Origin of the sequence: Acinetobacter sp. WCHAc060025 (assembly GCF_004209355.1) — a bacterium.
Lineage (GTDB): Bacteria > Pseudomonadota > Gammaproteobacteria > Pseudomonadales > Moraxellaceae > Acinetobacter > Acinetobacter wuhouensis.
Genome location: NZ_SGSX01000002.1, coordinates 102,766 through 122,723 on the forward strand (window position 1 = coordinate 102,766; position 19,958 = coordinate 122,723).

Below are 19,958 nucleotides of genomic sequence, written 5' to 3' on the forward strand. Positions count from 1 at the left end.
ATTGAAAATATGATAACAAGTGAAACAGGGAATACAAAGTACAAAATATATTATTGAATCGAAATTGATTTGAGATTTAGAGCAGATCAAAAAAAAGATAGAGTGGAACTCTATCTTTTTAAAAAATTGGTAAATGTGGTGCAGGGGAGACGTAACTAAAACTAAAGCTAAAACTTAAAGCGGTAATTAAAATTACAGAATACAAAAAGTATTTTTTTGCCCAAACCTGATCATTTTCAGCTTTAAATCCAATCAGCGATAAATACACCCAATAAGCGCACATCACATTAAAGATAATTAAAAAGAAAATATTGGTATAGCCAAAACAATACAAACCATTTAATACCAGTGCAAATAAGATCACGTAGATCAGGCTTTCAACCTTAGTACGATAAATCGAACGAGCAACGGGTAAAATAGGAATCCCAGCATTTTTATAGTCATCGAAACGATAAACTGCAATTCCCCATGAATGTGGCATTTGCCAAAGTGCATATGCTAAAAAAATCAGTAGCGCAGCAACATCAAATTCATTTGAAACAGCGGTATAACCAATCACTGGAGGGCTTGCACCAGAAATACTGCCAATCACGGTTTGGTGAATGGTGGTACGTTTACTCCATAAACTATAAAAAATCACATATACGACAAAGCCAAGTACCGCAAAGCCAAATGCGTAGGCGTTGACAAAAAACCACAACAAAGCAAAGCCAAGTAAACCGAGCACAGCAGAAAACAATAAAGCAACTGTAGGGCTGATGGTTTTTTTGACTAAAGCACGATTCATCGTACGTTGCATTTTTTGGTCAATGTCTTGGTCAATGACATTATTCACAACACAGCCAGAAGCAACCACGAGGGTAGTGCCAAGAAGTGTGATGAGAAGTAAAAGGAAATCTACAGAACCTTGAGCGGCTAAGAAAAAGCCGCCCAAAGTGGTAACGAAGTTACCGAAGAGAATTCCTGGCTTAGTCAGGAATAGATATTTCTTCAACATGACACCCTAGAGCATCATGTTTGAATGTAAGTAGTTCATGATCCATACAGAACCGATGAGAAGAACTGCGATACACAAGATCGTGTAAATGAATGCAATTACGTTCCAACGTTGTTCTGATGAAGTGTTCATGTGCAAGAAGAATACTAATTGAACAAGAACCTGCGCCACAGCTGTAATCGCAATCGTTGCTATAATCGCACCACGACCGAAGTCAGCTGGATGCATTGCCATATAGAATGGAACAATGGTAAGCAATACAGAAACAATAAAACCAATCGTATATTGTTTCACATTACCATGCGAAGCACCTGCAGAATTATGATCGTGACTCATTAGATAACTCCCAGTAAGTAAACGACGCTGAATACACAGATCCAAACGATGTCAAGGAAGTGCCAGAACAAGCTTAAGCAAGCAAGACGACGTGTGTTTGGAAGAGTCAAACCATTTTTCTTGATTTGATACATCAACACAAGCATCCAAACCAAACCAGAAGTTACGTGAATACCGTGTGTTCCTACAAGAGTAAAGAACGCAGATAAGAACGCACTCGTGCTTGGACCATGACCAGCATGAACTAAATGATTAAATTCATAAAGTTCCATACCGATGAATGTTGCACCGAATAACCAAGTAATTGCTAACCAAGTTAAAACTTGACCAACATTTTTCTTGTATGAAGCAAGTACTGCAAAACCAAAAGTCACAGAAGAGATCAAGAGAGCAAAAGTTTCTACAAGTACGAAACCTAAAGACTCACCAAATAAATCTTTTGGACTAGGAGTTCCAGGCGGAATATGACTGCTTAATACAGCGAACGCGATGAAGAGTGTACCGAATAAAATCAAGTCACTCATCAAGTAGGTCCAAAAACCAAAGACAGTGATGTCAGTATCATCGTGATGATGATGCTCATCGTGTCCGTGGTTATCGTGATGAAGTACTTCAGCCATTGTCTTAGTCCTTCTTCAAGTGTTTTTCAAGTAAAGCATAACGTTCGTTTTCGATACGTTCTACTTCAGCTGCAGGCACATAGTAATCCACTTTTTTCGTAAATGAACTTACGATGAAACTGATCACAGCACCTAAGAAAGTTGCAATAACAAGCCACCAAACATGCCATACCAAAGCCATGCCCATTACAGTAATGAACATTGCGATCACAAAACCAGCAGCGCGGTCAGTTGGCATATGAATATCTTCATATTCTGTTGGACGTGCATACGCTACACCATTTTCTTTGTCATTCCAGAAAGTATCAATACCATTGATTTTTGGAAGGTGAGCAAAGTTATAGAATGGAGCAGGTGATGACGTAGACCATTCAAGTACACGACCATCCCATGGGTCACCTGTGTGGTCCATGTTTTGTTCGCGTTGTAAGAAACCTACAACAACTTGCATGATGAAACAGAAAATACCGATTGCAACAAGTACAGAACCGAAGAATGCAATTGCAAGGTACGGATCCCATTCAGGGTTGTCATATGTATTCAAACGACGAGTCATACCCATGAAACCAAGGATATAAAGTGGAATGAATGCAAAATAGAAACCGAAGAACCAGAACCAGAAAGATGCTTTACCCCAAGTTTCATTTAACTTCCAACCAAACATTTTTGGCCAGTAGAAAGTGATACCTGCGAACATTGCAAATACTACACCACCAATAATTACGTTATGGAAGTGAGCAATCAAGAATAAAGAGTTGTGTACTAAGAAGTCAGCTGGTGGAACAGCCATTAATACACCAGTTAAACCACCGATACCGAAAGTCACAAGGAAGCCAAGTGTCCAGTACATTGGTGATGTAAACGTAATACGACCCTTATACATGGTGAATAACCAAGAGAAGATTTTCACACCTGTTGGGATCGCAATAATCATGGTCATGATACCGAAGAACGCGTTAACGTTGGCACCAGCACCCATGGTAAAGAAGTGGTGTAACCATACAACGAACGCAAGAACTGTAATTGCGATAGTTGCATATACCATTGATTTGTAACCGAACAAAGTTTTGCGAGAGAATGTAGATACTACTTCTGAGTAAATACCAAACGCAGGTAAAACTAAGATATATACTTCTGGGTGACCCCATGTCCAAATCAAGTTCACATAAAGCATTGGGCTACCGCCAAGCTCATTGGTGAAGAAATGGAAACCGAAGTAACGGTCAAGCGTTAACATTGCAATAGTTGCAGTTAACACAGGGAAAGATGCAATGATCAATACTGCTGTACAAAGTGCAGTCCAAGTAAAGATCGGCATGTCCATAAGACCCATGCCTGGTGCACGCATTTTGATGATGGTAACAAAGAAGTTAACACCTGTTAAAAGCGTACCTAAACCTGAAACCTGAAGTGCCCAGATGTAGTAGTCAACACCAACACCAGGAGAATACTGAATACCTGAAAGAGGAGGGTAAGCCATCCAACCAGTTGCAGCAAATTCACCTAATACAAGTGATGCCATCATCAAACCAGCAGCGCCTGCGAATAACCAGAAGCTTAAAGAGTTTAATAATGGGAATGCAACGTCACGCGCACCAATTTGAAGTGGTACAGTGATGTTCATCATACCTACAACAAGACCCATTGCTACGAAGAAGATCATGATCACGCCATGCGCGGTAAAGATCTGATCGTAATGGTCAGGGTGTAAGTAACCTTCACCGCCACCTTTTGCAAGGAACAGTTGAAGACGCATCATGATCGCATCGGCGAAACCACGCACAAGCATGACCACAGATACAATGATATACATGATACCAATTTTTTTATGGTCTACAGATTTAAACCATACATTCCACAGGTAGCCCCATTTTTTGAAATAGGTGATACCACCAAGAAGCGCAGCTGCACCTAAAGCCATGATGATCATGGTTACAAGTACGATTGGCTCTTGATAAGGGATCGAGTCCCAGTTGAGTTTACCGAATAATACCGACATGTCTTATTCCTCTACTGAAGCAGTTGCATGTTCAGCACCAACATGTTCAGTACCCGCTTGCGCAGAATGATCTGCACCGTGGTAGTTGCTCATGTATTTATTGATAATGCTTTCGAACAAATTAGACTCAACTGAAGAATAGTAAGTTACAGGATACGGCTTAGTAGGGAATGGACCTTTACGTTCAGCTTCTTCTGCAAGTGCTTTTTCTTCTGGGGTATGCGCATTTTTGAGCATATTCTCAATTTGGTGCTTAGAACGGTCACCATCTTTAAGCGCTGCAAATTCTGCTGCATCTAAAACAGTTTTTTGTTGAGCTTCAGGGTTAATTGAAGTTCCTTTACCTGCTTTAACTGCTTCTACCCAGCTGTTGAATTCTGGTTCAGTAACAGAATGAGCTAAGAAGCGCATTTGTGTGAAACCATAACCACTATAGTTAGAAGAGAAACCACGATATACGCCAGTTTCATCTGCTAATACGTGTAACTGAGTTTGCATACCTGCCATTGCATAGATTTGACCTGCTAACTTAGGAATGAAGAAAGAGTTCATTGTAAAGTTAGAAGTCACTTTAAAGTTAACTGGCGTTTTTTCAGGGAAACGAATTTCGTTAACAGTTGCAATTTGTTGTTCAGGATAGATAAAGATCCATTTAAACTGTTCAGCAACAACTTGAATAGTTACAGGCGCTTTGTCTGATTCAAGCGGACGGTATGGGTCATATTTATGTGAGCCCCACCATGTTAAATACGCAAGAATAGCAATAATAATACAAGGGATACCCCATACTACAATTTCAATTGCAGTTGAATGTGCCCATGTAGGTTTATAGTCTGCATCTTTATTTGACGCGCGATATTTCCAACCAAACCATAATGCCATTAAAATCGAAGGAATTACGACCAATAACATTAAGTAGATCGCAGTCATCATCAGGTTACTTTGACCTTCAGCAACTGGACCTTTAGAGTTTAGAAGTACCATATCACCGCCACACCCAGTTAAGAGTGCAGCCATCGCAGATAAAGACAATACAGCTAAAGTCGTTTGTCTCATTTTACAACCTCGGTGAAGAGTCCCATTCCCTAAATAAATTCGGGATAGCGAATAAAGTGTCGCATGATTGAAAATGACTATTATTTACAAATAGCAAACATTCTCAATCATCTGACACCGCTACGTTGTAGGGCATTATGCCTCATATCAGCAAACTTAGCTATAGATAAAGTGGCTTTAAATGACTGTAATAAAAACCAATTTATTTACTCAGGATTAAATTCAATTGAGCTTATTTGGATAATAAAAACAATTGCTTATGAATTGTATGGTTTTATATTACATCCCTATGTTTATGTGAAAAGTTTTTCATTTATCACTTTGTATTTAGCAAATTGGTTAAGTAAAACTTAGCAGTTTTGACTGAAAACAATGATATATATCATGCTTTGCAATTTAGAGAATCGAAACTTAATTTTTAGAATAAGAGAAGGTTGTGTTTGGATGATAAATGTTTAGATATTTGCTCAGTATGATTCTTCAATAATGAGGTAGCACTTTTATATGTTCTTATTGATGTAGGTTAATGAATATAAAACATTGAGTTTTATATTCATTGGGAAATTAGTGAAGCATTCTTAATGCTTGTAATTACATTTCTATTTTGAAATGTCAATCACTTTGGTTTTTGAGATACGGTCATGTAAGGCGTAATGTGGTTTTGAAAGGAACATAACGAAATCGACAATAAAAACAATCACAAGCAATGGAATAATACTTGTTAATTGAGAAATAAGTAGAAATAGGAATGTACGTACAAAAAAAGCACGTAGAGAACCTGCAAGTTGATTGGTTTCTACATCAACAATTTGTAATTTGAATATTTTTTTACCAATGGATTGACCAGTTTTACTGATTAAAAAATATTGTACAATTAATAATGCAAATAAATATACCAGTAAACCAGTGCTCACATAAACTGGCATGCTTTGTGTAAGCATTTCAGTGACTTTAGTTTGATTCTCAGCTGAATATCCTGATTCTGCTATTTTATACGCATCAGCAGGTAAGTAGTAGATAATGGCGCACATCTGCGGGATTAAAAGCAATAAAAAATCGATCAGTTTTGCAGAAATACGCTTACCTACAGAAGCAGGTGTGGCCGATACTTGAGTCTTTTTCTCTACTTTTAGGCTTTGTATGGTTGGATTTGCTTCATGGGAATTTGATACAGGTGGATTGTGTAAAGGTTCAAATACAAGTTTACCTTGTGTAAGTTCGCCAAGTGCTTTCCATTCAGTCATACCTTGATACCATGCTAAATCAGTCAATAAAACTTGTTGACTTGCAAGCATCTGGTTGAGTTCTTCAACTGAGTAGGGACCAGCTTGTTGGTTATTTCTCGCCAAGTAAATTTGCATAAAACTTAAATCTCAAAATAAATCTAAAATCGTGAATGAATACAATATAACATAAACTGAATTCATCAATTTTTATAAACGACTATGTATACAAGATTTTTACCCTGTTGAAAATTAAATTTACGTGAAATTTTAAAATCAACGATGAGAAACAATTTTGTTATGTGTTTATTTTCACTAAAAAACTTACATTCAAGCTTAATAGTCATTTTATGTTGTCGCTATATTTGTAATTTTATTGTGTGTTGTCGTTTGAAATAAAAAAGACCCTCGAAAGGGTCTTTTTATCAGTTTAATTAAGCTTAAGCTTTAGATTTTTCTTCAGCAAGGAAGAACCAAGTATCTAAAACTGAGTCTGGGTTTAAAGAAACAGATTCGATACCTTGTTCCATTAACCAGAATGCCAGGTCTGGGTGGTCAGAAGGACCTTGACCACAGATACCGATGTATTTACCTGCTTTACGGCAAGCATGAATTGCCATAGAAAGTAATGCTTTAACCGCTGGATCACGTTCGTCGAACAAGTGAGAAACAATACCAGAGTCACGGTCTAAACCAAGCGTTAACTGAGTTAAGTCATTTGAACCGATAGAGAAGCCATCGAAGTGTTCAAGGAATTGTTCAGCCAATAACGCATTGGTTGGCAATTCACACATCATGATCACTTTAAGACCATTTTCACCACGTTTAAGACCGTTTTGAGCCAATAACTCGATGACACGTTTCGCTTCGTGAACTGTACGTACGAAAGGAATCATGATTTGGATATTGGTTAAGCCCATTTCGTCACGTGCTTTTTTCAACGCACGGCATTCTAACTCGAAGCAGTCACGGAAGTTATCAGACACATAACGACTTGCACCACGGAAGCCCAACATTGGGTTTTCTTCTTCAGGCTCGTACAATTTACCACCGATCAAGTTCGCATATTCGTTAGATTTAAAATCTGACATACGAACAATCACAGGTTTATCTGCAAATGCAGCAGCAAGCGTAGAAATACCTTCAACTAGTTTTTCTACATAGAATTCGATTGGTGATGAATAACCCGCAGTACGCGCCATTACAGCTGCACGAGTTTCACGTGGTAGGCTGTCAATGTTCAACAATGCTTTAGGATGCACGCCGATCATGCGGTTGATGATGAATTCTAAACGTGCTAGACCAATACCTGCGTTAGGGATTTGCGCAAAGTCAAATGCACGGTCAGGGTTACCGACGTTCATCATCACTTTGAATGGAAGTGCAGGCATAGACTCAATCGAGTTACGTTGGATTTCAAAATCTAACGCGCCTTCGTAGATAAAGCCTGTATCACCTTCAGCACATGAAACAGTCACTTCTTGACCATCTACAAGGACTTCAGTTGCATTACCACAACCCACGATTGCTGGAACGCCTAATTCACGTGCAATAATTGCAGCGTGACAAGTACGACCACCACGGTTAGTGACGATTGCTGCAGCACGTTTCATCACTGGTTCCCAGTCTGGGTCAGTCATGTCTGATACAAGAACATCACCTGGTTGTACTTTGTCCATTTCTTTAATAGAAGTAACGATACGGACTTTACCAGAACCGATACGTTGACCGATTGAACGACCTTCACAAAGTACAGTACCTTTTTGTTTAAGTAGGTAGCGTTCCATTGTGCCGACATTTTCACGGCTTTTAACTGTTTCAGGACGTGCTTGAACGATATAGATCTGACCGTCGTCACCATCCTTCGCCCATTCGATGTCCATCGGTGCTTGATAATGTTCTTCAATGATCAATGCTTGTTTAGCAAGTTCTTGAAGTTCTAAATCATTCAAAGCGAACTGTTGACGTTCAGCTTTTTCAACGTCGACAACAACAACAGATTTACCTGCCGCACCTTCTTCACCATAAATCATTTTTTGGTGTTTAGAACCAAGGTTACGACGGATGACTGCGTGTTTACCATTTCTAAGAAGTGGCTTTGAAACATAGAATTCGTCAGGGTTTACTGCACCTTGTACAACCATTTCACCCAAACCATAAGAGGCAGTGATGAATACCGCTTCACGGAAACCAGATTCTGTATCAAGGGTAAACATTACACCTGCAGCACCTGTTTCAGAGCGAACCATACGCTGAACACCTGCTGAAAGAGCAACGATGTCATGCGCGAAGTTTTGGTGTACACGGTAAGCAATAGCACGGTCATTATAAAGTGAAGCAAAAACTTCTTTAATCGCGATGAGAACGTTGTCGATTCCGCGAATGTTTAAGAAAGTTTCTTGTTGTCCTGCAAAAGACGCATCTGGTAAATCTTCTGCTGTAGCAGAAGAACGAACTGCAACTGCAATATCTGGATTACCATTTGAAAGTGCTGCGAAAGCTTCGCGAACTTCTTTTTCTAAACCAGCTGTAAGAGGAGTGTCTACAATCCATTGACGAATTTTTGCGCCTGTTTCTGCAAGTGCAAGAACATCATCGACATTCAATGTTGCTAATTCGGCATTGATTTTAGCGTTTAGACCACTTTGCTCAAGGAATTCGCGGTACGCGTCAGCAGTAGTTGCAAAACCCCCTGGTACTGATACGCCGGCATTAGCTAAATGGCTGATCATTTCTCCCAGTGATGAGTTTTTACCACCCACGAGTTCAACGTCGTGTTTTCCTAGTTTTTCCAGACCGATTACGCGTGCTTCCAAAGTTGTTACTCCACTTATGCAGTTTTAATCACTATCTTGGCGTGAAATTATAACAAAAAACTGAGCTTTTTTATTCCACTCAGTCTAAGGTCATGTAAGATGGGCTTACTATAAAGATTATACATCGCTAAGACAAATGTGTAAGGAGATTTTTAATGTCAGAAAGTAACCAGATAAAGAGAAGTGTATTTTTTATTTCTGATGGTACAGCGATCACTGCTGAAACCCTTGGACATTCTTTATTAGCGCAATTTCCTCATGTAAAGTTTGATATACATATTATTCCTTATATTACCTCTGAAGAAGCTGCCATGAATGTGGTTGAAGAGATCAATATTCGTGCGGAAAAAGACGGTCAACAACCCCTAGTTTTTGACACTTTGGTTGACCCTTATGTACGTGACATTATTAATACTGCAAATGCTGTAAATCTTGATGTTTTTGAAGGGCTTATTAGCAAGTTGTCAGATGTTTTAGGTACTCAGCCTACGACTTTAGTCGGGCAGACCCATGCGGTAACCGATTCTGAGTCATACAAAGCACGTATTGATGCAGTACATTTTGCTTTGGATAATGACGATGGAGCACGTACCCGTCATTACGATAAAGCTGACTTAATTTTGATCGGAGTGTCACGTTCAGGGAAAACTCCAACCTCTATTTATTTGTCATTACAATTTGGAATTCGTGTTGCAAATTATCCACTTACAGAAGAGGACTTGGATGACAATCGCTTGCCAGCAGTGCTTAAAGAACATAAACATAAGTTGTTCGGTTTGATGATTGATGCTGAGCGCTTGGTTGCGATTCGTACAGAACGTAAGGCGAATAGCCGTTATGCGAGCTTTTCACAATGTCAAATGGAACTCCGAGCTGTGGAAGGAATCTACATTTCAGAGGGGATTAAATACTTAAATGTTTCGGAAATGTCGATTGAAGAAATCTCAACACGTGTACTGCAAATGACTGGTTTAAAACGTCGAATTGGTTGATATTTAATCTCTAAAAATCTATTTTTTTGTCGTGATTAAGCTGAATGTAAATTCGGCTTTTTTTATGTTTTGTCATTACAAATATTGTGCTTATTCATATAAAATTTCTATTAATCAGCACAATAAAATGGACTGTATTTAGCAGAATTTGATTAAATTATGCGCATTGTTAGTCTGGAGTTTTTAAGATGCTTATAAGGTATCACTCAAAAAAATGGGACATAGTTATAAAAAAAATGATGTAAATATTATCTGAAATGATATTAGGTATAGCAACTATTTAAAATCTAAATAGTAAAATGAGGAAAATTTAGATAATTTTGATTAATAAATACACAATTTGGTTTTTTTGTGACGTAAAATTTTTCATCTACTTGCTGTTCTATTGCCCGAAAAAAAAGTTTTTGGGTGAATTTTATCCAAGGCATCATTTTAAAATTGATTAAAAATGAAATAAAAGTAATGTAATTCCATCATCATTGAATTAGGAATTAGGAATTAGGAATTAGGAATTAGGAATTAGGAATTAGGAATTAGGAATTAGGAATTAGGAATTAGGAATTAGGAATTAGGAATTAGGAATAGGCGGTTAAATCGTTTTGAATCAGTATTGAAAAACTTACTGATGTAGTGAACCATTTTGGACTTAGACAAACCATTGAAAAAATGGGGGACTAAGGGAAGTCCAAAGAAGACTTCGCTTAGAATTGGGGGATTTAATAAGTGCTAATCATCACATCCGCAAAATGTTCAACACCGTCCATGCTTTGAATCGCATTTTCCGTAATTTTAACGATGGGCCAAGTGATTAACTGACAGTTATCACGTTGTAGTGCTTTGTAATAGCTATCCGATTTAAAAAATACTTTGGTTTTTGCTGCAGAATTCGGCATGAGTTGACGTTTTACCCATTGTTCTTGGACTTGTGATTCTAGAAAACGAATAGACAACATGGATTTAACCCGTTGATTAAACAAACGACGGTTTTTAATAATCAGGGGATGTGAAACCAGTTTCTGAACACCTTTTTCAGTCTGAGGCAAGATAAAGGCAGGGGCGATCTGAAATACTTTAACAAATTCAGCTGAATTTAAAATGTGATCTAAATGCGTAACTGTCAATTGATCAGCACCAATAATCGCGACCTTTAATCCTGTAAAGTCCATCATTTTGATCTCTGATGAAGCGATACATTTACCTTTATAGCATTTAAAAAACTCAGGTAAATTTTGAAAAAAACCTTCGGTTTGGCTCTTTTTCCTGTCGAGCATATTCTTTCCTTTTTTTATTTATGAACAGCGGTTCGTTCCATATTTACTTATATATCCAACTCAGAAATTTTGCTTGAGTTTGTGCAAGCTTGCCAGTCATCCTCAAGCTTTTAGTATTGATGATTGATTTTGAGGAAAATACTTTGAAAGTTTATTTGATTTGATGCGAATTCTATCTATCCAAAATATACAAATTGGGTTGATAGAATTCGCCATATAATGTGTGATTTGTATTTTTAATTTTAGAAATTATAAAACATCTTCTTTATTTTCAATCTCTTTTGATTCGATGTTTTGAGTGATATGAGGTAATTCTTGAGTATTATGTGTGCGCAAGTATTCTAGGTCTCGAATATTCTTTTGAACAGCAACAGAACCAAATAAGCTCAATAAAAATGCCATGATATAAAAACCCTTTTCGCTTAAAGTCATGGTTGCATTCCATAACCCTAAAGCTAAAAGTACAATGCAAATCGCGACCGAAGCCCAACATAGTCCATAATAAATGGCAGTCACTTGCTGACCTTCTAATTTATCACGAACAATTTTCTGTAATGAAACAGCAGAAAACAAACCATAAAGGATGAGGATGAGATAGTAGCCTTTTTCATTCAACTGAATTTGTGCATTGAATAAGCCAATACAATAAGCTGCAGCTCCTGCAAGCAAGGCAATCCAACTCACGGCAATAAAAGCGGGGGTGGGTTTGTTGATATATTGATTCATGGTTGCCTCTTATTGATTTTCTATAGATTTTTATATGATCTATTATGCTGATTTGAAAAGAGATGGCAATTTATTTCAAGTTGGTCTCTATTGATGAAAAATCATAAAGCGATGTGAATTATAAAATTATGCTAAAAATCAAATAAATGTGATGCTATTTTTATTTTTTGAATTAAAAAACCAAAATGAAACATGGCGTCTCATTTTGGTAAAGAGGAAAAGTGATTATGTCTGTATTATTTTTTCAAATCCATCAATAAGCTAAAGTTTTCTAAACGCTTTTTTGTGTCATAAATATCGCAAGTAAAAATAAATTCATCAACTTGGTATTTTTCTAAAAGCTGTTCAAGACCGGTTTTTACTGTTTTAGGAGAACCAATTTGTGCCACGGCTAAGAAGTTTTGCACTGCCATTTTTTCGGAAACAGACCAACGTCCCTCCATACTGTCTACAGGTGGTTTAAGTTTTAAACTTTGTCCTGTCAATAAGGCTTGAATCCGTTGGTAAACACTGGTTGCCAAATACTGTGCTTCTTCATCGGTTGGTGCCACTACAGTTGGAACGCCCATTGACACAAAGGGTTTGTCCAAATATTGCGATGGTTCAAAATTATCACGATAAAGTTGAATGGCTTGTCCTAGCATTCTTGGCGCAAAGTGTGAGGCAAATGAATAGGGTAGACCTAATTTTGCTGCAAGCTGAGCGCTAAATAAACTTGAACCCAATAACCATACAGGGACATGTGTACTTTGTCCTGGTGTGGCTTTAATTCTTTGATTAGGTTGAGCGTCAGCAAAATAACTCAGAATTTCTAAAACATCTTGCGGAAATTGATCTTCAGTTTCTTGGCGACCACGTCGAAGCGCTCGCATGGTCATTGGATCTGTACCAGGCGCACGCCCTAGTCCAAGCTCAATACGGTTTGGATAAAGTGTGGCGAGAGTTCCAAACTGTTCAGCGACAACCAAAGGGGCATGATTAGGTAGCATAATACCACCAGAACCCACACGGATATTTTGTGTATTGGCAAGGATATAGCCCAATAAAACTGCTGTTGCTGAACTGGCAATACCATCCATATTGTGATGTTCAGCTAACCAGAGTCGGTCATAGCCTAAACGCTCAGCATGCTGCGCAAGTTCTAAAGCATGTTTAAGGGAGAATTCAGCATTTTGATCTTCACGGACAGGTGCAAGTTCAAGTATTGAGAACTTGGTGTTGTTAAACGAATTGTCTGTTGAAACTGACATTTTTAAACTCTTTAATTCATATATCGAAATAATACGATATGAAATGTGAAATGTATATCGATAATTTTCGATATTTTGTTTCCATGTGTTTAAGTCATTATTATTTTGGTTTTTTAAATGGTTTTACCGCAGACATGAAAAAAGCACTCGAAAGTGCTTTTGGTATTTCAGAGAAATTAGTCTTTCCAATTTTTCCAACGATTTTGATTTTTGTACTGACCATAATGGTTGCCGTTGTCTTTACGGTATCCACGATCATTATAACGATAATTGGTATTGCGGTATCCATAACGACTACGGTCATAACGGTCATCGTATCGATCATAACGGTTATCGTATCTATCACCGTAACGATCATCATAGCGTCGGTCATCGCTGACTTTTTTACCAAGCGAAGCACCACCAGCTGCACCAAGACCTGCACCAATATAACCACCAGTTGATGTACCTGTTACATTACGTCCAACAGTATAACCACCTGCACTACCTAAAGCACCACCGATAATTGCACCATTACGGTCACGTTTATTTGATGCTGCGCCTGCACCGACACCACCACCGATTGCTGACCCGATCATTGCACCTGTTGAGCCACCCATTTGTTGACCAATTGCTGCGCCAACTACGCCACCAAGGGCAGAGGTCAATGCTGTATTGGTTGAGTTACCTGCATGAGCAGTTGAAATCATTGCTGTTGCGATTACCGCTGCACCAAATATTGCTTGTATTTTCATTTCAAACTCCGTGTCGAAGCTTCTTCGAATTATTTAACTTGAAATGATCATATCGAAACATATAGCAATAATTATGGATACGGATGTAATCAATTTCACAATTTTGTGTCTAGATTGTATTTTCCATCTATGATTTTTATTCATAATTTAAATAAGTCTATAATTCACAATATGTTATGTTTCTATTTAAAATGTCTTTATTTTAAATATTAGAAAATGATGTTAGATGAGAGTGCAATAGAGAAAATAAAGCTTTATTTCATTGTTATAAAATGAATTTCTCTATGCTATTTTGCTGTAAATAATTCCAAATTATTCAGTGTGGTTATGACTCTCATAGAGCTTGATTGTAACAAAGGTCTCATTTGTTGTTTTGAGAATTTACTATTTTCTAAAATCAATTAATCTTCGGATATGTGTAGTAAATAATAGACATCCAATAATTTAAAAGTTATTCATCATCATGTGAATTTAGCAGCAACTTTTGGTTTTTAAATTTATAATTTTTAAATAGATGAATACATTAAAACGAAAAAAGCACCCAAAGGTGCTTTTCAGATCATCCACGTTTTAGTGGTTATGACGACGATGCTTTTTGTAGTACTTTTTATTGTACTTACGTTGATCATAATGGCGGTCTTCAGATACTTTTTTACCGAGAACCGAACCACCCGCAGCACCTGCGGCAGCACCAATATAACCACCCGTTGTTCCACCAACATTTTTACCAACGGTATAACCACCAACACCACCTAAACCACCACCAATCGCAGCAGCTGTACGGTCACGACGGTTTGTAGAAACTGCAGCACCACCTGCACCACCGATTGCTGAACCAATCATTGCACCAGTGTTACCACCCATTTGTTTACCAATTGCGGTACCCGCAACACTACCTAAAGCTGAAGTTGCGGCAATTCGAGTTGAGTTGTCTGCATGAGCGCTCATTGTAAATAATGAAGTTACTGTCAAAGCAGTACTCAATAATAATGTATTTAATTTCATATGTTGCTCCATGTCCTGAATAATCGGACAGCTCTATCTCTCTTTTCGATGAGGTAAATGTAACAAAAATTTTTCCTAAAAATGTGGAGATGATCCTGTTAATTGATAGTGTTTGGTATCTGAATGTATGTTTTCTATTAACAATGTGACTTAAACGGCTAATTTAAAAACAAAAATGAAAATTGAGAAGAAAATGTGAGGCATGAATGTGGTTTTATTTGAAATATAAAAGTTAATTTCACAAGTTTGTATTTTCCTGTCGAGATAACAGTGTCATTTAAAAGTCATAGTCGTTAAACTATGCGCAATTTTAGAATTTTCTTAGCGACTTTGAAATGCACGGTAGATCAGGCATTGAAGTTGGTTAAGGCTTTGATTGAGAATGTAGTTAAAATGAAAGAATCGTTACGTTTACGATTAGATCAACTTTGTGATCGACATGAAGAGTTAGAAGCATTATTGGCTGATGTAGAAGTTATTTCAGACAATAAGCGTTTCCGTAATTTGTCACGTGAGCATAATGATTTAACTGAAATTACCGATGTTTGGAAGCAATATAAGCAAGCTGAAGAAGACATTGAAACTGCTGAAGTGATGCTGGCAGATCCAGATTTCAAAGAAATGGCGGTTGAAGAGATTAAAGAGAATAAAGCTTTAATCGAACAGCTTGAAGCTGATTTAAATATTCTCATGATTCCAAAAGATCCGAATGATGCCAACTCTGCTTATTTGGAAATCCGTGCTGGAACAGGTGGTGATGAGGCTGCGATTTTCTCTGGTGATTTATATCGTATGTATAGTAAATATGCCGAAACACAAGGTTGGCGTATTGAAATTCTGTCTGAAAATGAAGGCGAACACGGTGGCTATAAAGAAGTTATTTGCCTGATTAATGGTGAAGGCGTCTATGGTCGCTTGAAATTTGAAAGTGGTGCACATCGTGTGCAACGTGTTCCTGCGACTGAATCTCAAGGTCGTGTACATACTTCAGCATGTACTGTGGCGATTCTCCCTGAAATTGATGTTGATACGACTGTGGAAATTAATCCATCAGAATTACGTATTGATACTTACCGTGCTTCGGGTGCGGGTGGTCAGCACATTAACAAAACAGATTCTGCGGTGCGTATTACCCATATTCCAACAGGTACAGTGGTGGAATGTCAGGATGAACGTTCACAGCATAAGAACAAAGCCAAAGCGATGGCGCTTTTGGTTTCTCGTTTGGAAAATGCTAAACGTGCTGCTGCCGATGCTGCAACTTCGGAAATGCGCCGTGATCTCGTCGGCTCGGGTGACCGTTCTGAACGTATTCGTACCTATAACTATCCGCAAGGTCGTATGACTGATCACCGTATTAACTTAACTTTATATAAGTTGGATGCGGTGATGGAAGGTGATTTGACAGAATTGCTCGACAGTTTACATCGTGAATATCAAGCCGATCAGTTGGCACTTCTTGCACAACAAAATGGTGGCTAAGTGAATATTGCACAGGCTTTAGCCTTACGTGGTGAACCTGAAAGCTACGAACGCCAAGAAAATGCATGGTTGCTTGAGCACATTACCAAAATTGATTCTTTTGATTTGGTGATGAAAAAAGAGCAAGAACTGACAGCTGAACAAGAACAGCAATATGTGGATGGTTTGAAACGTATTGCTGAAGGTGAGCCTTTGGCGTATGTCACAGGTTCGCAACCGTTTTGGACGCTTGATTTAACTGTAACTAAAGATACTTTAGTGCCTCGTCCTGATACTGAAATCTTGGTGGAAACTGTTTTAAAACTTGAATTGCCTGAAGATTGTCGTGTTGTTGATTTGGGTACGGGTACAGGTGCGATTGCTTTATCATTGGCAAGTGAACGTCCTGAGTGGCAAGTTACTGCAACAGATATTTATGAACCGACTTTAGAAGTGGCTTTGCATAATGCTGAAAAGCATGAGTTGGATCATGTGAAGTTCTTTTTAGGCAGTTGGTTTAAGGCTTTAAATCGTCAATATTTTGATGTGATTGTGTCGAATCCGCCTTATATTGATGCTGATGATGAGCACATGGCAAATCTTGCGACTGAACCTGAACGTGCTTTGGTTGCTGAGCAACATGGCTTGGCGGATATTGAGCATATTATTCAGCAGGGCAAGAAGTGGCTTGCAACTCAAGGTTGGATTGTGCTTGAGCATGGTTATGATCAGGGTGAAGCGGTTCGCAATATTTTTAAGGGTGCGGGTTTTAAGGAAGTTCGTACTGTAAAAGATTATGGCGGGAATGATCGTGTGACTTTGGGGCAGTGGCAGAGTTAGTTTTATTGTTATGATGTTGAGTGTATTCAAAATTATTGCATAACATTTCTAAGCATTACACTTGGGTTAGCACAACCTCATCAGCCTTACAAAGTTTAGCTCAATTTGCGTAGGTGGTGCCTTCCTTTTGAAGGATCAAAAGGAACAAAAATCCTTTGTTGGGCGAGGGGTATGTCCTCTTGCGGAGTGTCACTCCTCACGCCCAACGGCGACATCCATGTCGCCTAACGTGATAGCACCATAATCTAGAATTACTATTAGCAATAATTTATATTTTAATTTTTAAAAAAAACAAATGCTTGGCGGTGAATGTTCTAATTTTTTATTATGTAATATATCTATTAAGTCAAATTACTTTTCACTAATTGAATCGGTTCTAGGAGTTCTTCACCGAGTGAGGAAAGCATTTCTCTTTCAATCAGTCGAGTGATTGAATCTAATGGTAAGTCATTGTCCTGTAAACCAAAAGGTTCTTTGATAACTAACTATATAACTAATACAGACTATTGAGATAATTGTGGGATTAAGTGAGATTTACCGAAATAAAGTGGGATGACTTTTGAAACGTTATTGCAACTGGTGAAATGATAAGGCGGACATAGAGTCCGCCTTTTTTAGTTCGCAAATAAATCATAATTTCGGTCTTCGTTGCTTTTAGGTTTTACTTCATTATTTAGGATTGTTCTGATTGAGCGTAACGTGAGGCCAAAATGGCGTGCAAGCTTTGGTTTGCTTTTTTCTTTAAGCGCGTAGTCACGGACTGCTTTATTACGTATAGCAACGGTGATTGGTGTTCCCATTGGTACTTCAATGTTTGAACCGCCAAGTTGCTCAGAAAGCCGTTTAAGCGCGTTTAAGCCAATAATGTGAGTAATATCGTGTGCAATATTTAAAGCATGTTTTGATGGAATAAATACGCATGTACCACCATAGGCATGGATAAGACTTAAAGAGGCTTCAACCCCGATTAGCTTTGCGACAAATGCAAAATTCTTAGGCATTAAGTTGATGATTTCTTCATCAGAAAAAATTTGCTGAGCATCAGTGATGTGCGGACGATAAGCCATAGTTTTACCTTATAAAGTAATATGTTATATTAGCTTGGATCGTCCGTGGTGGGATGGTTATTGGATTTTGAAAAGCCCATGATTGCAGTCGTGGGCTTTTCTTTTTTATGCTAGGTCTAGGCGCTCTATTCCACAGCGTTTGCACCATTGGCGGAGGTGCGTGATTATCATATCAGCATTCTTCGTACTTAGAAATTGAAGAGCACTAACACCAACTTTATTCTCTACAAACTTAGCCAGAGCTTTTTCACTGCTGTTGCGGACTTGGCCTGCTTCGTGTAGCTGGAGCCATAAGTGACGGATCAATTTGCTTTGTGCATCATCAGCAAGATTTTTAACGCCAGTTTTATTTTTAGACTCAACCTGAAAGCCAAGCTGCTTCATACGCGCTAAAACAGATTCTAGTTGTGGGATGCTTAGTAATTTTGAGCTGGTTTTACCCGTACAGCTTTCCAGTACTTCACGATAAAGCTCATCATCAAGCCCTAGATGGTTTTTACCGACATGAATGAGCTGGATCAGTTTGGTTTTTTTATTGAATTTAGCCATATCAAACACCCGCTATCGCTTGAAGCAAGCCTAATATTGCAAGAAATGCCAGTGACAATGAAGTGCCAGCTTTTAGCTTATACGCACGTTTTTCAAATACCGTTAAACCCGCGTTATTGCGTGTGACCCAAGACTGCTTTGCATCCTTAAAACAGCCTACCAGCCCCATAATAAACACGGCAAAATATGCGAGAACGGTTAGCCAATTCATTAAGACGTTCATGTTGAAACTCCTAGTTTTTCCATTGGAGCACCGCCATTCATTGCATTGTTCAATTTGGCATTCTTTCCAGCCCGTCGGCCTGCATGCAGATCATTTTGAGCGCGGTCTGTATTGATGTTAGTTTTTTTATTACGGTCAGTCGGTTCACTATTACGCACTTTATGTTTTTGCTGAACGTAAGCCTGAATTTGGTCCATTTTCTCTTTATCAGGATTTAATTCTGAGACCAGTTTAGTTGCTTCAAGCACCCAGCCTTCACAAAATAGATCCGCACGTTTTACTTTATTGGCTTTGATCTGAACACGCTTCAGATTCTCGGAAATAAAAACGCTGCGAGCTTTTTTGAGCTGGCGGTACAGAACTTCAAATGCGTAGCTGGCAATCTCTGGTGCTGGGTCAAAACCAATAAATTGCCAAGTGGTGACCTTTTTAAAATACATATCTTTTGCGATTTTGATATCTACACTGAGAATAACTTTGCAGCCCATCATTTTTGCAATTGAATTTGCAAGTACCGCTTCAAATACCGTTGGTTTTTGTGAGCCGCTGCCTAAAACTGCTGCTTCAGCAATGCCTAGAAGCTCAGGGTCATCGGCATCAATTTTATATTTTTCCATAAACGCCATGGCTTGGCGTAAGGCAGCAGCAGCTTCATGCTGGTTGGCAGACTTACTCAGTGCCAAACACTTTTTAATTTTTTCAATTACAGTTTTTTTATTCATGAAATCTCTCCAACGCTGATAGCAACTTCCAGCGGCAATTTGTCTGAATCTTCATGTGTGATCACGTGAAT

General features: G+C 38.3%; 19 protein-coding genes and 1 pseudogene. 3 read left to right on the forward strand and 17 right to left on the reverse strand.

Annotation, left to right across the window (positions count from 1 at the left end):
* Positions 1 to 118 precede the first annotated feature (118 nt).
* The 7 genes from cyoE to ppsA all read right to left on the reverse strand — a co-directional run bounded on the left by cyoE (position 119) and on the right by ppsA (position 9,047).
* Positions 119 to 997, reverse strand: a complete 879-nt coding sequence (cyoE, locus tag EXE09_RS02095) for a heme o synthase (protein ID WP_068976213.1) — start codon at positions 995 to 997, stop codon at positions 119 to 121.
* A gap of 6 nt (positions 998 to 1,003) precedes the next feature.
* Positions 1,004 to 1,333 carry a cytochrome o ubiquinol oxidase subunit IV gene (gene cyoD / locus EXE09_RS02100; RefSeq protein WP_068976212.1) on the reverse strand — a complete coding sequence of 110 codons (330 nt, stop codon included), beginning with the start codon at positions 1,331 to 1,333 and terminating at the stop codon, positions 1,004 to 1,006.
* The gene (gene cyoC, locus EXE09_RS02105) at positions 1,333 to 1,953 is read right to left on the reverse strand and encodes a cytochrome o ubiquinol oxidase subunit III (RefSeq protein ID WP_068976211.1); all 621 of its coding nucleotides are present in this window, start codon (positions 1,951 to 1,953) and stop codon (positions 1,333 to 1,335) included. The genes cyoD and cyoC overlap by 1 nt, the downstream gene beginning before the upstream one ends.
* 4 nt (positions 1,954 to 1,957) lie before the next feature.
* Entirely contained in the window at positions 1,958 to 3,952 is a 1,995-nt protein-coding gene (cyoB, locus tag EXE09_RS02110) for a cytochrome o ubiquinol oxidase subunit I (RefSeq protein ID WP_087552744.1), read from the reverse strand.
* A 3-nt stretch (positions 3,953 to 3,955) separates the two neighbouring features.
* Positions 3,956 to 5,008: a ubiquinol oxidase subunit II gene (cyoA, locus tag EXE09_RS02115; protein ID WP_068976209.1), complete on the reverse strand. Its 1,053-nt coding sequence runs from the start codon at positions 5,006 to 5,008 to the stop codon at positions 3,956 to 3,958.
* A gap of 599 nt (positions 5,009 to 5,607) precedes the next feature.
* Positions 5,608 to 6,369 (reverse strand): RDD family protein, encoded by a 762-nt coding sequence (locus EXE09_RS02125; RefSeq protein ID WP_130116172.1) that lies wholly within the window; start codon positions 6,367 to 6,369, stop codon positions 5,608 to 5,610.
* 302 nt (positions 6,370 to 6,671) lie between these two features.
* Complete coding sequence (gene ppsA / locus EXE09_RS02130) at positions 6,672 to 9,047, reverse strand: phosphoenolpyruvate synthase (protein ID WP_130116173.1); 2,376 nt, start codon at positions 9,045 to 9,047, stop codon at positions 6,672 to 6,674.
* 155 nt (positions 9,048 to 9,202) lie between these two features.
* Here ppsA and EXE09_RS02135 point away from each other — a divergent pair, with 155 nt between their 5' ends.
* The gene (locus EXE09_RS02135) at positions 9,203 to 10,039 is read left to right on the forward strand and encodes a pyruvate, water dikinase regulatory protein (protein WP_068976206.1); all 837 of its coding nucleotides are present in this window, start codon (positions 9,203 to 9,205) and stop codon (positions 10,037 to 10,039) included.
* A gap of 716 nt (positions 10,040 to 10,755) precedes the next feature.
* On the opposite strand, the gene EXE09_RS02140 is transcribed toward EXE09_RS02135, so the two are convergent.
* The 5 genes from EXE09_RS02140 to EXE09_RS02160 all read right to left on the reverse strand — a co-directional run bounded on the left by EXE09_RS02140 (position 10,756) and on the right by EXE09_RS02160 (position 15,025).
* Positions 10,756 to 11,310 carry a flavoprotein gene (locus EXE09_RS02140; RefSeq protein ID WP_130116174.1) on the reverse strand — a complete coding sequence of 185 codons (555 nt, stop codon included), beginning with the start codon at positions 11,308 to 11,310 and terminating at the stop codon, positions 10,756 to 10,758.
* Between the two features lie 249 nt (positions 11,311 to 11,559).
* The gene (yiaA, locus tag EXE09_RS02145) at positions 11,560 to 12,036 is read right to left on the reverse strand and encodes an inner membrane protein YiaA (RefSeq protein WP_068976204.1); all 477 of its coding nucleotides are present in this window, start codon (positions 12,034 to 12,036) and stop codon (positions 11,560 to 11,562) included.
* A 236-nt stretch (positions 12,037 to 12,272) separates the two neighbouring features.
* Complete coding sequence (locus tag EXE09_RS02150; protein ID WP_130116175.1) at positions 12,273 to 13,286, reverse strand: LLM class flavin-dependent oxidoreductase; 1,014 nt, start codon at positions 13,284 to 13,286, stop codon at positions 12,273 to 12,275.
* A gap of 176 nt (positions 13,287 to 13,462) precedes the next feature.
* Positions 13,463 to 14,020, reverse strand: a complete 558-nt coding sequence (locus tag EXE09_RS02155) for a glycine zipper domain-containing protein (protein WP_087552739.1) — start codon at positions 14,018 to 14,020, stop codon at positions 13,463 to 13,465.
* Positions 14,021 to 14,590: 570 nt separating this feature from the next.
* On the reverse strand, positions 14,591 to 15,025 hold the full coding sequence (locus EXE09_RS02160) for a hypothetical protein (protein ID WP_068976201.1): 435 nt from the start codon (positions 15,023 to 15,025) through the stop codon (positions 14,591 to 14,593).
* Positions 15,026 to 15,418: 393 nt separating this feature from the next.
* Between EXE09_RS02160 and prfA the strand changes: the two genes are divergently transcribed.
* Together prfA and prmC are read left to right on the forward strand one after the other, a co-directional pair.
* Positions 15,419 to 16,507 carry a peptide chain release factor 1 gene (gene prfA / locus EXE09_RS02165; protein ID WP_130116280.1) on the forward strand — a complete coding sequence of 363 codons (1,089 nt, stop codon included), beginning with the start codon at positions 15,419 to 15,421 and terminating at the stop codon, positions 16,505 to 16,507.
* Complete coding sequence (prmC, locus tag EXE09_RS02170) at positions 16,508 to 17,326, forward strand: peptide chain release factor N(5)-glutamine methyltransferase (RefSeq protein WP_130116176.1); 819 nt, start codon at positions 16,508 to 16,510, stop codon at positions 17,324 to 17,326. It abuts the gene before it with no gap.
* A gap of 341 nt (positions 17,327 to 17,667) precedes the next feature.
* Here prmC and EXE09_RS18965 read toward each other — a convergent pair.
* The 5 genes and pseudogenes from EXE09_RS18965 to EXE09_RS02195 form a co-directional block, all read right to left on the reverse strand.
* A pseudogene (locus EXE09_RS18965) lies at positions 17,668 to 17,805 on the reverse strand (bestrophin); the annotation flags it as partial.
* 135 nt (positions 17,806 to 17,940) lie between these two features.
* Positions 17,941 to 18,393, reverse strand: coding sequence for a Mor transcription activator family protein (locus EXE09_RS02180; protein WP_130116177.1), 453 nt, complete (start codon positions 18,391 to 18,393; stop codon positions 17,941 to 17,943).
* 105 nt (positions 18,394 to 18,498) lie between these two features.
* On the reverse strand, positions 18,499 to 18,942 hold the full coding sequence (locus EXE09_RS02185; protein ID WP_130116178.1) for a gp16 family protein: 444 nt from the start codon (positions 18,940 to 18,942) through the stop codon (positions 18,499 to 18,501).
* A gap of 1 nt (position 18,943) precedes the next feature.
* Positions 18,944 to 19,165 carry a hypothetical protein gene (locus tag EXE09_RS02190; protein ID WP_130116179.1) on the reverse strand — a complete coding sequence of 74 codons (222 nt, stop codon included), beginning with the start codon at positions 19,163 to 19,165 and terminating at the stop codon, positions 18,944 to 18,946.
* Entirely contained in the window at positions 19,162 to 19,887 is a 726-nt protein-coding gene (locus tag EXE09_RS02195; RefSeq protein WP_130116180.1) for a DUF2786 domain-containing protein, read from the reverse strand. Before EXE09_RS02195 ends, EXE09_RS02190 begins: the two co-directional genes overlap by 4 nt.
* Between the last annotated feature and the right edge of the window lie 71 nt (positions 19,888 to 19,958).